The sequence below is a fragment of the Metabacillus sp. cB07 genome (genome assembly GCF_016839225.1).
Lineage (GTDB): Bacteria > Bacillota > Bacilli > Bacillales > Bacillaceae > Bacillus_P > Bacillus_P indicus.
In genome coordinates, this window is sequence record NZ_CP069296.1 from 1,146,744 (window position 1) to 1,161,496 (window position 14,753).

The window sequence follows — 14,753 nt, forward strand, 5'->3', positions numbered from 1 at the left end:
GCTGTGATGTTTCCGCTGCCGAAAGAGGAAAAAAAAGTCTCAAACTACTTTGTCTTTTATTTAATTCATGCCATGCAGGTGGGGGTTGGAATATTAGGCTTTGAACGCTACATTGCAAAGTCAGCGGGTCACAGCTCCTGGCTTGCCATTATCTTGTCGGGTGTCACAATTCTCGCACTCATCTGGATTTCCTATCAGATCCTGAACAGGGGGAAAAATGATATAACCGCCATCCATCATGATCTCTTCGGTAAATGGATCGGAGGGTTGTTCAGCCTTTATTTTGTTGCCTATTATACGATGTTTGTCATTGTGCTGATCCGTACATACGTGGAGGTCATTCAAGTCTGGGTGTTTCCGGATGTTTATCACTGGGTCTTTGCCGGAATTATTATATTGATTGCCTATTCGTACGTGACAGGAGGATTCCGGATTGTAACAGGCATTGCCTTTCTCGGCGTTATTTATGGATTTCCTTTGCTTTTTGTGAAGTATTTCCCGATTCGGGAAGCTTACTGGGGGAGCCTGCTGCCGGTCATTGATTTATCGTTTAAGGAACTTCTTAGCGCCACGAAAACGATGACACTGAATTTCCTTGGCTTTGAGGTCCTGTTTATGTTTTATCCCTTTTTAAAAGATCCTCCCAAGTCTCAAAAATGGGCCCATTTTGGCGTCCTGTTCAGCATTTTCATTTATTTGGTCACTGCTCTGGTATCTTTCGCTTATTTCGATCAGGATCAGCTTAAAACAACGATTTGGGCTACATTGACTCTTTGGAAAATAGTCGATTTGACTGTCATTGAACGGTTTGAATACGTGGGAATTTCCATTTGGTTCTTTATTGTCCTTCCGAATATATGCATCGGACTCTGGAGTGCAAGCAGAGGGATGAACCGTGTATTGCCTTTCGTCAAACAAAGATCTGCCCTGATTTTCATTTGCGCTTTAGTGTTTGCTGCCTCCTATTTCCTGAAAGACAGAGGCCAGATCGACTGGCTGAATAACAAGATGTCCCAGTTTGGATTTTACACCATATATGGTTACATACCGATTCTCTTTATTCTGCAGTTGATCATCATGAAAGTGAGGAAGCAAATTTGAATGCATTAAAAGCGGCAGGCCTTGTTTTTCTCATACTCATCACCGGGGGCTGCGTGCCTGCTTCAAAAGTGCTCGAGGACGTGCAGCTTATACAGGCGGTAGGGTACGATTATATCGGTGAAGATGAATTTCAGGTAACAGACGGTGCAACCTATACTCCGCCTGGCGTTCAGTCAGAGCCCGAAAATGTTGTCCTTACCGCGGTTGGGAAAACAAGCAAAAGCATCAGGCAGAAAATCCAGGCCCAGTCCACAAGGCCGGTGGAAGTCGGACGGGTGGGCATCATTATTTTTAATCAGGAAATAACGAAATACGGAATTGGACCTATTGTTGATAACCTTCAGCGCGATCCGAATATCGGCAGAGACATCAGTCTTTGTGTTTCTGAAGGCAAGGCATTTGAGATTCTTTCTTCCGATATCCAGCAGGAAGAATCTGTATCTCAATACGTGACAGATATTGTCTCGCAGAATATGGACCGCACCATCCCGAGCATGAACCTGCATCATTTCCTTTTTCAATACAGGGGAGATGGCTTCGATCCTTTCCTGCCGTTAATAAAAAATAAAAACCAGGCCGTAGAGGTAATTGGAGTCGCGCTTTTAAAGGATGACAAGTTCGCAGGCACACTGGATCTGCAGGAAAGCTATATGATGAAAATCCTATATGAGAAAGCAAACAAGGGAATTATCGAAGTCGATTCACAGAAAAAGAACCCGGTCAGCATTCAGAATCTCTCTTCAAAAGCTAAGTTTCATCCGCGAAAAGAGCTGACTGGATACACGATGTCCGTGTCAGTCAAAATGGACGGCCGGGTGATGGAAGCCGGAGGGCTTGATTTAACAAGACAGCCAAACATAAAAAAACTTGAAAAGAAAACGGAAAAAATGCTGGAGGAAGAAATGCTTTCTCTGCTAAAAAAACTGCAGGAGCTTGATGTCGACCCTCTTGGAATAAAAGAACAGTTTCGCCAGGAGGGGTACAGGGACTGGAAGAAGCTTGGGCAAAAGGTTCAATTTGACGTGCATGCAGACGTGCGGCTGATCCAGGCAGGAATCATGGAATGAGCGAATAGAATCTATTTCCCGATAGAGAATAGAAAGGTAAAAAAAAGGAGGACGAAACATGACTCAGCAAATAAATGGAGATCCAAACGAAAATATGCAGACAGGCATGGTGCCGCCGCAGCAAAACCACGGCGGACATGAAATGTTTGATGTATCAGAAATATTGTCGGGAGCGGTGAATGCTTTAAATCTTTATGCCCTTTTAAAACCGCATGTTAAAGACCCGGAATTGCTTGATTTGATGAACAGGCAGGAGCAATTTATGATGACTGAATATAACACGATTGTAGAATGCTTTCAGACGGGAGTTAAGCCTTCTGTTTCGACACAAGTCTATAACATGAAACAGGGCAATGACTTTGTTTACGGCCTGAAACAAACTCCCCCAGTGAAGCCAATCGGGATGCCGGGTGAAATTACGGATCAGGTAATTACAAGTTTATTGCTGAACATGGTGAAATCAAATGCTTCTCTTAAAGGAATGGCGACTACAGAAGTAACCAATCCGACAGTAAGACGTGTACTTGCAGATACCATTCCAAACTGTATTGAGATGGCCTATGAAATTTCGATCTATCAGAACAAGCATCACTATTACCAGGTGCCGCAGCTACCGGAAGGGGACATGCAGCAGATGGTAAATGCATATGCTCCTGTTCAGATGAAACAGCATTAAAAATGGATGTAGGCAAAGATTGTTTAGAACCATTAAGGGGCAAGAAGAGGATGCTTGAGGGTACTTATCGGCTAAATTAGAACCACCAAGGAATGGAAGAAGCATGCTTAAGGGTACTTATCGGCTTGATTAGAACCACCAAGGAAAGGAAGAAGCATGCTTGAGGGTACTTATCGGCTTTATTAGAACCATCAAGGAAAGGAAGAAGCATGCTTGAGGGAACTTATCGGCTTGATTAGAACCACCAAGGGACAGGAGGAGCATGCTTGGGGGTATTTATCTGCTTGATTAGAACCACCAAGGAAAGGAAGAAGCTTCTTGAGGGTACTTATCTGCTTGATTAGAACCACCAAGGGACAGGAGGAGCATGCTTGGGGGTACTTATCGGCTTGATTAGAACCATCAAGGAAAGGAAGAAGCAAGCTTGAAGGTACTTATCGGCTAAATTAGAACCACCAAGGAAGCGAAGAAGCATGCTTAAGGGTATTTATCGGCTTTATTAGAACCATCAAGGAAAAAAAGGAGAATGCTTGAGGGAACTTATCCGCTGGATTAAAACCTTCAAGGGCTAGAAGAGGCTTGGTAGAGGGTAACTATCCGTAAGAACTCAATCGCACAATAAAAGGGTGAATGTGACCGTGCTCACATTCACCCTTTTTGCTGTATGCTTAAGGCTTCAATACAACCTTCACACACTCATCTTCATGATCATTAAAGATTTTATAAGCTTCACTGGCTTTGCTTAAAGGCACTTTGTGTGAAACGATTTCTGCCGGGTCAAGCTTTCCTGAGGCAATCATATCAAAAAGCATTGGCATGTAATGGATAACCGGTGCCTGTCCCATTTTTAGATTGATATTGCGTTCAAAGATATTTCCCAGAGGGAACATGTTGTATTTTGATCCATAAACACCGGTAAGCTGAATGGTGCCGAACTTTCTGACGGCATTCATGGCAATTTCAAACGGACTAAGCGTTCCTCCCTGAAGCTTCAGTTTTTGGCCGATTTCTTCAAGGGCTGACTTTTTGCCGTCCATTCCGACACAGTCAATCACAGCATCTGCGCCTCCGCTTGTCAGTTCTTTTATGTGGGAGCCCGTGTCTTTAAAATCATCAAAATTAAGTATTTCAACATTGTTCATTCGTTTTGCCTTCTCAAGCCTGTACGGCAGATTATCTACAGCAATAACCCGTTTGGCGCCTTTCATCCAGGCAAACTTCTGTGCCATTAGTCCAACCGGGCCGCATCCGAGGACAACAACCGTATCGTCAGCTTTCACGCCGGCATTTTCGATGCTCCAGTAGGCTGTAGGAAGGACATCAGACATAAACAGGAGAGCTTCATCCTCAAGTTCAACCGATTCAGGAATAACAAACGGCATAAAATTTCCGAAAGGAACTCTCAAATACTCCGCCTGACCTCCGGGATGATTTCCATAACGTTCGGTAAATCCAAAATACCCGCCTGTATCAATTTCAGGATTTTCATTGGAATTATCACACTGGCTCTCGAGATCATGTTTACAGTAGTAGCATTCTCCGCAGGAAATGTTAAAAGGGATAACCACGCGGTCACCCTTTTTAACTTTTGTTACTTCTGGTCCGACCTCTTCGACAATTCCCATCGGCTCATGCCCGACCACATAGTCTTTTTCAGCAGGCAGTGCCCCCTGGTAGATATGCAGATCGGAGCCGCAGATGGCAGTCGATGTAATGCGGACAATGATATCATCATTTTTCTGAAGCACCGCATCCGGGACCTCTTTCACTTCCATGTCTTTTGCACCCTGAAACGTCACAGCTTTCATCATTACAGCCTCCCAAATTGTGATAGTGGTGTTATACCCTTCTTTCCTCTAAATAATGGACTTATTGGAAAAATGAGACTTTGGTAGGGGGCGCTTTTGTATGAAAAACATAAATAACCCGGTGGACTTAAAATCCACCGGGTTTAATCCTGTCGTTATTGTTTTACATCAAATCGGTCAGCATCCATTACTTTTACCCAAGCAGCAACAAAGTCATTTACAAATTTCTCTTTGTTGTCGTCTTGTGCATACACTTCCGCAAGTGCACGGAGAATGGAGTTGGAGCCGAAGACAAGGTCAAAGCGGGAGGCGGTGCGCACCACTTCGCCTGTTTTGCGGTCACGGCCTTCATATTGGTTAAAGCCGGCCGGTTTCCATTCGATGCCCATGTCTAAAAGATTGACGAAGAAGTCATTAGTTAATTGACCGACGCGGTCTGTGAACACGCCATGCTTTGTGCCGCCATGGTTTGTCCCAAGAACACGCATGCCGCCAAGAAGAACGGTCATCTCCGGTGCTGTCAGACCAAGAAGCTGTGCTTTATCAACAAGCATTTCTTCAGGGCTGATGGAGTATTCCGCTTTTTGATAGTTGCGGAATCCATCCGATACCGGCTCGAGCACTTCAAAACCTTCAACGTCTGTTTGTTCTGCAGTGGCATCTCCGCGGCCAGGTGTAAACGGAACGACCACATCAAAGCCTGCATCCTTCGCTGCCTTTTCAATGGCGGCACTTCCGCCAAGAACAATCAGGTCGGCAAGGCTGACTTTTTTGTCAAGCTGGCTTTGGAGGCTTTCATAGGCATCAAGAGCTCTTGCCAGTTCGGCAGGCTCATTTGCTTCCCAGTCTTTTTGAGGAGCGAGGCGCACGCGGGCACCATTTGCTCCGCCGCGCATATCGGAACCGCGGTATGTGCTGGCAGAAGCCCAAGCCGTTTTAATAAGCTCACTCACGGAAAGACCGGAGTCTAAGATTTTTTCTTTTAAGTCTAGAATTTCAGCGTCAGACAATGTGTAATCAGCTGCCGGAACCGGATCCTGCCAAATAAGATCTTCCTGCGGCACTTCAGGACCCCAGTAGCGAACTTTTGGTCCCATGTCACGGTGAAGCAGCTTGAACCATGCACGTGAAAATGCATCTTCAAACTCTGCCGGATTTTCATAAAAACGGCGTGAAATTTTCTCGTAGTCCGGATCAGTACGGAGTGCCATATCTGCTGTTGTCATCATCGTTTTCACTTTGATGGATGCATCTTCCGCATCAGGTGCCATGTGATCTTCTGGAAGGTCCACTGCCTCCCACTGATAGGCACCGGCTGGGCTCTTGGTCAGCTTCCACTCATAGCCTAGCAGCTGCTCGAAATAACCGTTGTCCCATTTCGTCGGATTAGCTGTCCAGGCGCCTTCAACTCCGCTTGAAATTGTATCGCGGCCTTTTCCTTTGCCGTGTTCACTCAGCCAGCCGAGGCCTTGCGTTTCAAGTGTTGCTGCTTCAGGATCATCTCCGACAAGAGACGGATCACCTGCGCCGTGAGCTTTACCGAATGTATGACCGCCGGCAATCAGGGCGACGGTTTCTTCGTCATTCATACCCATGCGGTAGAATGTATCGCGGATGTCACGGGCACTTCCCTGTGGATCCGGCTTGCCGTTCGGGCCTTCAGGGTTTACATAGATAAGTCCCATCTGAACGGCTGCAAGAGGATTTTCCAGCTCCCGGTCTCCTGAATAGCGGTTATCTGCGAGCCATTCCTTTTCATTTCCCCAGTATACGTCTTCTTCAGGATGCCAGATGTCCTCACGGCCGGCACCAAATCCAAAGGTTTTCAGTCCCATAGACTCAAGGGCTACGTTTCCAGTCAGAACAAGCAGATCTGCCCAGGAAATTTTGTTCCCGTACTTCTGTTTAATTGGCCACAGAAGGCGGCGGGCTTTGTCCAGGTTTACGTTATCAGGCCAGCTGTTCAGCGGTGCGAAACGCTGGGAGCCGAAAGCACCGCCTCCGCGGCCGTCAGCTGTCCGGTATGTACCGGCTGCATGCCAGGACATGCGGATGAAGAAAGGACCGTAGTGACCGTAATCAGCCGGCCACCAGTCCTGGCTGTCTGTCATCAGATTATGAAGATCTTGCTTTAAAGCATCATAGTCGAGTTTCGAGTACTCTTCTTTATAATTAAAGTCCTCTCCGAACGGATTAGATTTTTTATCATGCTGGCGAAGGATGCCAAGGTTCAGCATATTCGGCCACCAGTCTTTGTTTGTTGTACCGTGCGGACTTCTCGAAGTCGTGATCGCACTGTCTGCGTGACCTCCCTGAGCACCAGTGAAAGGGCACTGGCCTGCAGCTGTGTGGCTTTTTTGATCCTGGCTGTTGTTTGTTTCCATTTACATTTCCCTCCCGATAAAGTCATTTAAAAGTACTTACTTTTAATGATTGTGACTATTCAGATGAATATAATCATTATCAGTTTATAATTATACTAAATAAAAAAATAATAAGAAAGCAATATGACTCTAAAGAAGCGAACTATTTTTCATTCAAATGGATAAGACGTTGCTTTTTTAATTTTAAGAATTAATTGACAATTATCTTTCCTGCTATGTTAATATAAAAATGGTAATATTACAAATTTATGACAAATAGAGGGGGAGAGAAAGGCATGAAAAAATATTTGCTCGTTGTTATGATGCTTGCCGTTGCTATGGTTGCAGCTGCCTGCGGAGGAAGTGAGGGTACCAGCGGATCGGGAGGGTCAGGAGATTCAAAACCTAAAACACTCCGTATTTTGACCGGGGGAACAGGCGGTACATATTATCCTCTCGGCGGATCTTTCGGTGATATTATCTCTGACAGCACAGACTACAAAGCTACGGTTCAATCTTCCGGGGCTTCTGTTGAAAACATGCAGACATTAAAAAGCGGCGACGCTGAAATGGCATTCTCTCAAACGGACATTGCCACTTATGCTCTAACAGGCGAAAGCATGTTCAAAGACAACAAAATTGACAACGTTCTTGGCATTGGAACACTTTACAATGAGACAGTTCAGCTGATCACAACAGATAAAAGCGGTATCAAATCTGTTGAAGATTTAAAAGGCAAAAAAGTTTCAGTAGGAGCAATCGGATCTGGAGCTTATCTTAACGCCGTTCAAATTCTTGAAGTACACGGCTTGACGGTAGAGGATATTCAGGCGCAGAACCTCTCATTTGATGAGTCTACTGAAGGCATTCAGGGCGGAAGCATCGATGCGGCGTTCGTTACGGCAGGAACTCCGACTGCTGCAGTTGAAACCCTTTCAGCTCAAAACAAAGTAGTCGTTGTACCGCTTGAAGAAGATAAAGTGAAAGCGCTGATCGAAAAATATCCTTTCTACTCTGAGGATGTTGTTCCAAGCGGCACATATAAAATTGGTGAAGACGTGAACACAGTAGCTGTCAAGGCGATGCTTGTTGTACAGGATGAGCTTGATGAGGAGCTCGTTTACGAGATCACAAAATCCATTTTTGAGAACACAGACAAAATTGCCCATGCAAAAGGAACGCTGATCAAAGCAGAAACAGCGCTTGACGGTATTGGCGATTTGAAACTGCATCCTGGTGCAGAGAAATACTTTAAAGAAAAAGGCGTATCGAAATAAGAGGATGTGAGATAGGCCGCAGATTTCTGCGGTCTATCACTTCATTATGGAGGAATAAGGGATGAAAAGAGTGCTTATATCCGTCCTGGTCTCAATCATCGTGCTCATTTTCATCAGCTTGTTTCCTTTTTTTAAGGCCGTTGTCTTTCAATATGAAGATACTGGCCGTCTGCTCGCATATCTTATGATGGAAGATGAGGATCACTTTCAGATGAAATACACCCATTCTATTCATCTGACCGATGTTATTGAGACTTACAAAGTATCTGAAGGGGAAATCAGACAAACTGAACTTTCCTATGAAACGTTTGCGGTCGGCATGCCCTCAGGACCAGAAGGCAATGAAACATTCGAGAGAAAAGACGGAAAATACATTCTGTCAAATATGGACAGAAGGTTTCCGTTCATCGATCTTGCCACAGGACAAGTTGTCGCAAACCACAGAGTCATCCTGAATGGGAAGGAATATGAACTGAACGATTACATAAGACCGGGAACATGGGTCAGAATCAGCTGCAGCAAAATGAGTCTTTTTCAGCTTTTGAAAGGAGTGAAAATCAATGAGTGAGGAAAACAAAACGTTATCAGCAGAAGAACAGCAGGCGATTCTGGAAAAGTATGACCCGGAATCTGCGACCAGAAAGCTCACAGGCATCGTAGCCTGGATTGTCTTTTTTGGGCTGCTTGCTTTTTCACTCTTCCAGCTATACACAGCCATTGTTTCTGTCTTTACCGCGCAAATCCAGCGCTCTGTTCATTTAGGCTTTGCTTTATCACTAATTTTTCTCTTATTCCCGATGACGAAATCTAAAAAAAGAACGGGAAGGTGGCAGGTCAGTCCCCTTGATATTGTTCTTTCGCTCCTGAGCATTGCGGTCGGTGCGTATTGGCCATTATTTATGGGGGATATCGCCATGAGGGTCGGCATCCTGACATCTACCGATTTTGCCATCGGCCTGATCGCCATTCTGCTCGTCCTTGAAGCGACAAGACGTGCTGTTGGACTGCCGATTACGATCATTGCCGTCATTTTTATGCTTTACGGATTGTTCGGACAGTATATGCCGGGTTTCTTGCAGCATGGGGGACTGAGCCTTGAGCGCCTTGTGCAGACCATGTTTTTTACAACCGAAGGGATTCTTGGAACGCCACTTGGTGTGTCTGCCACCTTTATCTTCTTATTTCTTCTGTTTGGTTCATTTTTAATCCAGACAGGTGTCGGCCAGTATTTTAACGATTTATCTGCAGCAATTGCAGGCAAGCGCGTAGGCGGACCTGCGAAAGTGGCGATTTTCTCAAGCGCCCTGCAGGGGACGATCAGCGGAAGTTCTGTTGCGAACGTTGTAACATCGGGTTCATTTACTATTCCGATGATGAAAAAGCTTGGCTACAAAAAAGAGTTTGCCGGAGCAGTTGAAGCCGCCGCATCTACTGGCGGACAGCTGATGCCGCCAATTATGGGAGCAGCTGCGTTCCTGATGGTCGAATTTATCGGCAACGGTATTACTTACTGGGACATTGCAAAAGCGGCAGCCATACCAGCAGTTCTTTACTTCACCGGCGTCTGGATCATGACCCACTTTGAAGCGAAAAGACTCGGTCTTAGAGGATTAAAAGACGAGGAAATGCCAAACCGGAAGGAAGTCGCAAAGAAAATCTACCTGTTGCTTCCGATCGTGGCCATCATTGTTTTCTTAATGATTGGAGTACCCGTTATGCATGCGGCGCTTTATTCCATTCTCATAGCTATTGCAGCAGGGATGTTCAACAAAGATACCCGAATGGGACCAAAAGCGATTGTGCTGGCACTTGTAGATGGAGCAAGATCTGCGCTTTCTGTTGCCGCTGCAACTGCTGCAGCAGGAATTATCGTCGGGATCGTCACGAAAACGGGACTTGGACTAACACTTGCCAACGGCCTCATTGATTTGGCAGGCGGCGCTATTATTCCAACCCTTTTCCTGACGATGATTGCAGCCCTTATACTTGGGATGGGTTCACCAACAACAGCAAACTATGTCATCACATCAACGATTGCGGCCCCGGCTATTATCTTCCTGGGCTATCCGGACCTGTCAGCTCATCTATTTGTATTCTACTTCGGAATCATTGCTGATATTACGCCGCCGGTTGCACTAGCTGCAATCGCTGCAGCAGGAGTATCAGGGGGAGAACCGATTCGTACCGGAGTACAATCTGCAAAACTGGCCATCGCAGCATTCATCATTCCGTACATTTTCGTTCTCCAGCCGCAGATGCTGCTAATTGATACAACGCTACCTGAAATTGCGTGGGTAGTCTTCACGGCTGTATCAGGAATGATCGCGATCGGAGCCGGGATGATCGGTTTCTGGATGAGAAAACTGCACTGGATTGAAAGACTGCTTGCAATTGCAGCAGGTCTGCTTCTGATTTATCCGGAAGGTGTGTCTGATACAATCGGATTAATTATTTTTGGCGGATTGTTTGCTGTGCAGATGTTTTATAAGAAAGACAAGGATCAGAGTATAGCAGGGCAAGCGTAAATGAATTAGATATTAGATTGGTTCTAAAAAAAGGACATAGAGCAATAATAGGTGGTGCTATCTTGAACTGGTTTCTTCCAATCGGCTTATCTATCGGAACTTTCATAGGGCTGTATTTATCAACTCAATCGTTTCTACCCTCCCTAACCGGAGCACTGGCAGCATGGGCAGCCGGCTTCATCCTTTCTCTGATTTTAAGAAAACAGAAGGGTGCAGGGAAGTAATAGGGAAAATTTCTCACACTGACTGCAGCGCCACCGACCATTAAAACATACAGATTTGCAGTTGGTCATGTAAATTATTGTCTGGGAAATAAGTCGAAAGATGGAAGAGGAAAGCTAAGAGATAATATGAGGATACAAGATAAAAGAATGATATAAGACTGAGCTTCTGCCATCAATCTCATAAACGAGGAGCGTGCGCAAAAAAATATTGACTTTGCGCTCGTATCCTCATATAATAAAACTTGTCAGCAACACTTACATACTGCGACTTGTTAGCTCAGTGGGAGAGCACTTCCTTGACAGGGAAGGGGTCGGGGGTTCAAGTCCCTCACAGGTCATAACGTTTGAAAGAGTTTTAAGCACTTGAAAAATGCCTTCATGGTTTCCAAATGGTTTCCCCGGTTTCTAGGGATTAAATTTGAAAAATGAAGGCATTTACCTTTTCTTTATTTTTATTCACCCAATTGTATATTAATTAATTTCCCTATTGGCACCAAAAAGCATGTCCCCAAACAGCTTTGCGGTGTCTTTTTGTATATTTGGAAGTAAATGTGAGTATATATCCAAAGTAGTTCTTGTGTTGGCATGGCCTAATCGCTCGGCTATAATTTTAGGATTAACATTAGACTTTAAGAGTAAAGAAACGTGAGTGTGTCTTTGATCATGGAATCGAATAGGCTTAACTCCAGCTTCTTTTATTAATCGGTTAAATATTTTTCTTATGTTGCCGAATAGGTAAGGTGTTCCTGTTGATGTTGGACAAACTAAGTTCATGTTAGTGTAGTGAGTTGAGTGCAATTGTTCAGAAGCAATTAATTTCCTTTGCTCTTTCAATGCTTGCACATCATTTTCATTAATGGATATACTTCTTTTACTGGATTTAGTCTTAAGAGTAGTAAACTCCCTTGTATTTCGCTCTAATTGTTTCTTCACATAAATCGTACCGTTTTTTAAGTCTACATTGTCCCAGGTGAGTCCAAGGATCTCACTTTGCCTCATTCCGCAAGTTATTGCCAAATAGAATACCATGTAGCTGCGATCTTTCTTAGCTGTATCTAAAAATTTTACAACTTCATCTACATCCCATATCTGTAAGTCTTTTTTTGTAGCAGTGGGACGATCTACAAAATCACACACATTTGAAGCGATTAGACCGAGTTTAACTGCTCTTCCCAGTGAATCTTTAATCATTGTATAGATTTTCTGTACACTTTCACTGGCTAGTCTACCGGACTTGGTTAAATCTCTAAGGAAATAATCCACTTCAAATTGATTTAATTCAGAAATTTTCCTATTTCCGAGTCCAGGTATAATGTGTACCCTTGTAAGCCTTGTATAGGCGTCTAGAGTGGTCTTCTTAACATTTGCAGTATGTTCTTTATAATCTAACCAATCCTCCATAAACGTCCCATACAGCATCTGAGAAGGCTCTACATATCTTCCTGTATTGATTTCATTAATAATGATATTCATCGCTGTTTCAGCTTCTTTTTTAGTTTTAAATCCCCTCTTCTTCTTTATTTTTCTCTTACCATCCAAATCTTTTCCCATGTCTATGGCATAATACCATGACTTTCCTTCTTTTCTTACATGCGCCAATAAAAAAGCCTCCTTTTCAAGTTTTCTTAATTCTGTTACTATCTAATTAGTAAATTAAATTAAGATATTTATAATGATAAATTAAATTAGTCCAAAAAGGAAGAAAAAGATGCAAATTGACAAATTTTATAACTCTGAATTGAAAAATAAGTTCCTTATGAATTTCCCAACTGACACTAAATCAACTTACTCAACAGTATTTAGGAAAACGGCTAAACACGAGGGATTCGTAGAAAAAGACCTTAATCAATTTTCATTAATGCAGCTTGAAAAACTTATGCAAATGTTGAACTTTAACACAATCAATGGTGCAAAAACTTATGGTCGTGTTATTTCTTCTTATTTAAACTGGTCGATTGATGAAGGATTAAGGACGGAAGTTAATCCACTGAAGGAAGTGGGTGGTGAATGGTTTGAGAAGTTCGTTAATGAGATAACTCCTTTTTTATCTGAAGAGGATATTATCCAAATTGAAAATGATCTTGTTAATTATCAAGATAAAGCAATCGTTAGACTTCTTTTTGAAGGTATTAATGGATATGAACACTCCGAGATACTTAATCTTAGATCAGGGGATATAAATAAAAACACGATGCATCTAAACGATAATAAGTTTACTAAAAGGAGCATCCAAGTTTCTGATAGAGCAATTGATATTGCACTAAAAGCAGCTAAAGAAGAAATTTATTTAAACAGAAATGGGCAAAGTAGTGGAAGAAGATCAGAAGCTCCATTAGTTAGTAATGATTATGTTATTAAGTCTACATTAAGCAGAGGTACAATAAATACTAACGCTGCGAACAAGCACTTAATCTATAGAAGAATATCAACAATTAGTGAACTTTTTGAACTGCCTTACTTGTCTCCAAAGAACATTGAAAAGTCTGGAAGAATTAAGATGGCAAATGATCTACTACTTTCTGAAGGTAACCTCGACAAACCACAACTTGATAAAATTATAGAACAGTTTGCCATTACTTCAACTATCCTTAACGGCAAGGAATATCACATGTATAGCGCACTTACAACTTATATAAACACTGAAAACATACAATTACTCTACCCTAAATAAGGTGGAGTTTTTTTATGGATAAATTTAATTAAAAAATTGTTGACTCTTTGGAAACATGGCAATATAATGAAATTAACCCTTAGGATATCAGAGGGGATTAAAAACGGTAAACGGATAAATTAAATTAGTCTTAATCCTTTTTTTATGGTTAATGAGTAAATTTAATTAACTCGTTTCTAAAAACTCTTAATGAGTAAATTTAATTAAGTTAGGGGGTGGGATGATGAATGAACTGTTAAACAAACCGGTACTCGATGTTGAAGATATTCAAGCTATTCTTGATTGTGGTAAGCGTCAAACATATGAGTTAGTACACTCTGGAGTATTTCCACATGTCAGAGTAGGTAGACGTATTAAAGTTTCGACACCAGTATTCCTGAAATGGTTAAACGGCGACATGTAATACATACAAACTTATTAACTACTAACATACATACCTATCAATTTAAGGGAGGCTTCACTAAATGAATGCAGCATCAACAGACATCGAGAAGCAAATCTTAATGAATCAGATGCAAATACTCATTCGCACAGAATACATCCTCAGAACGAACCAGGAAGACTTGTATGCAGAGTTTCTTGTCAATTTAGTTAATGAACCTGAATTTATGGAATTTACACATGTAATTAAGGAAGACATTAAAGCTTTTGGTATCTCAGATGAGGAAATTCAACATGAAATCGCAGCTATGGTGCCAGCAATATAACCAATAGAGGAGAATGTGAAATGAATAAGGTTGTCAATTTAATGAGTGTTAAAGCTGAGAAAGAACAAGGTGTAAAAGAGTTACAAAGTTTTATTCAGGCTGCAGTTGAAATGAATTTGGATCAAGTTACTTTTACTATTGCGAAAGATAAAAAATCATCGGATCAAATTATCAACACTTATACTGACTTCCTTATTTCACAAGCATTCTCAAATTACAGTCAACAAGAACTAGTTTTATTGATTAGTAGTGGGGTACTGTTTCAGGCAAGAGAGCAACTGAAGGATGCATTTATAGAAGGATTAACGAAGCAAGCAGTAATTTAATTAAATAA

General features: G+C 42.6%; 13 protein-coding genes and 1 tRNA gene. 11 read left to right on the forward strand and 3 right to left on the reverse strand.

Annotated features, from left to right (window positions below; genetic code table 11):
• Positions 1-6: 6 nt before the first annotated feature.
• Genes JOJ89_RS05760 through JOJ89_RS05770 form a run of 3 tightly spaced genes read left to right on the forward strand, consistent with a single transcriptional unit; the run spans position 7 to position 2,844 of the window.
• Positions 7-1,101: a GerAB/ArcD/ProY family transporter gene (locus tag JOJ89_RS05760; RefSeq protein WP_203289819.1), complete on the forward strand. Its 1,095-nt coding sequence runs from the start codon at positions 7-9 to the stop codon at positions 1,099-1,101.
• Entirely contained in the window at positions 1,098-2,168 is a 1,071-nt protein-coding gene (locus tag JOJ89_RS05765; protein ID WP_203289820.1) for a Ger(x)C family spore germination protein, read from the forward strand. Before JOJ89_RS05760 ends, JOJ89_RS05765 begins: the two co-directional genes overlap by 4 nt.
• Positions 2,169-2,226: 58 nt before the next feature.
• Complete coding sequence (locus JOJ89_RS05770) at positions 2,227-2,844, forward strand: spore coat protein (protein ID WP_203289821.1); 618 nt, start codon at positions 2,227-2,229, stop codon at positions 2,842-2,844.
• 668 nt (positions 2,845-3,512) lie between these two features.
• Here JOJ89_RS05770 and JOJ89_RS05775 read toward each other — a convergent pair.
• Both JOJ89_RS05775 and katG read right to left on the reverse strand, forming a co-directional pair.
• On the reverse strand, positions 3,513-4,652 hold the full coding sequence (locus JOJ89_RS05775; protein WP_203290265.1) for a zinc-dependent alcohol dehydrogenase: 1,140 nt from the start codon (positions 4,650-4,652) through the stop codon (positions 3,513-3,515).
• 155 nt (positions 4,653-4,807) lie between these two features.
• Positions 4,808-7,036 carry a catalase/peroxidase HPI gene (gene katG / locus JOJ89_RS05780; RefSeq protein WP_203289822.1) on the reverse strand — a complete coding sequence of 743 codons (2,229 nt, stop codon included), beginning with the start codon at positions 7,034-7,036 and terminating at the stop codon, positions 4,808-4,810.
• 275 nt (positions 7,037-7,311) lie between these two features.
• Between katG and JOJ89_RS05785 the strand changes: the two genes are divergently transcribed.
• The 4 genes from JOJ89_RS05785 (at position 7,312) to JOJ89_RS05800 (ending at position 11,379) form a co-directional block, all read left to right on the forward strand.
• On the forward strand, positions 7,312-8,292 hold the full coding sequence (locus tag JOJ89_RS05785; protein ID WP_203289823.1) for a TAXI family TRAP transporter solute-binding subunit: 981 nt from the start codon (positions 7,312-7,314) through the stop codon (positions 8,290-8,292).
• 61 nt (positions 8,293-8,353) lie between these two features.
• Entirely contained in the window at positions 8,354-8,860 is a 507-nt protein-coding gene (locus JOJ89_RS05790; RefSeq protein ID WP_203289824.1) for a DUF1850 domain-containing protein, read from the forward strand.
• Positions 8,853-10,817, forward strand: a complete 1,965-nt coding sequence (locus JOJ89_RS05795; protein ID WP_203289825.1) for a TRAP transporter permease — start codon at positions 8,853-8,855, stop codon at positions 10,815-10,817. The genes JOJ89_RS05790 and JOJ89_RS05795 overlap by 8 nt, the downstream gene beginning before the upstream one ends.
• A gap of 490 nt (positions 10,818-11,307) precedes the next feature.
• Positions 11,308-11,379, forward strand: a tRNA-Val gene (locus tag JOJ89_RS05800).
• Positions 11,380-11,512: 133 nt separating this feature from the next.
• Here JOJ89_RS05800 and JOJ89_RS05805 read toward each other — a convergent pair.
• Entirely contained in the window at positions 11,513-12,640 is a 1,128-nt protein-coding gene (locus JOJ89_RS05805) for a site-specific integrase (RefSeq protein ID WP_203289826.1), read from the reverse strand.
• 109 nt (positions 12,641-12,749) lie between these two features.
• Here JOJ89_RS05805 and JOJ89_RS05810 point away from each other — a divergent pair, with 109 nt between their 5' ends.
• From JOJ89_RS05810 to JOJ89_RS05825, 4 genes are all read left to right on the forward strand, one after another.
• Positions 12,750-13,712: a phage lytic cycle repressor MrpR family protein gene (locus JOJ89_RS05810; RefSeq protein ID WP_203289827.1), complete on the forward strand. Its 963-nt coding sequence runs from the start codon at positions 12,750-12,752 to the stop codon at positions 13,710-13,712.
• Between the two features lie 220 nt (positions 13,713-13,932).
• The gene (locus JOJ89_RS05815) at positions 13,933-14,115 is read left to right on the forward strand and encodes a helix-turn-helix domain-containing protein (protein ID WP_347401519.1); all 183 of its coding nucleotides are present in this window, start codon (positions 13,933-13,935) and stop codon (positions 14,113-14,115) included.
• A gap of 61 nt (positions 14,116-14,176) precedes the next feature.
• Entirely contained in the window at positions 14,177-14,419 is a 243-nt protein-coding gene (locus tag JOJ89_RS05820) for a hypothetical protein (RefSeq protein ID WP_203289828.1), read from the forward strand.
• 20 nt (positions 14,420-14,439) lie between these two features.
• Complete coding sequence (locus JOJ89_RS05825) at positions 14,440-14,745, forward strand: hypothetical protein (RefSeq protein ID WP_203289829.1); 306 nt, start codon at positions 14,440-14,442, stop codon at positions 14,743-14,745.
• The last annotated feature ends 8 nt before the right edge of the window (positions 14,746-14,753 follow it).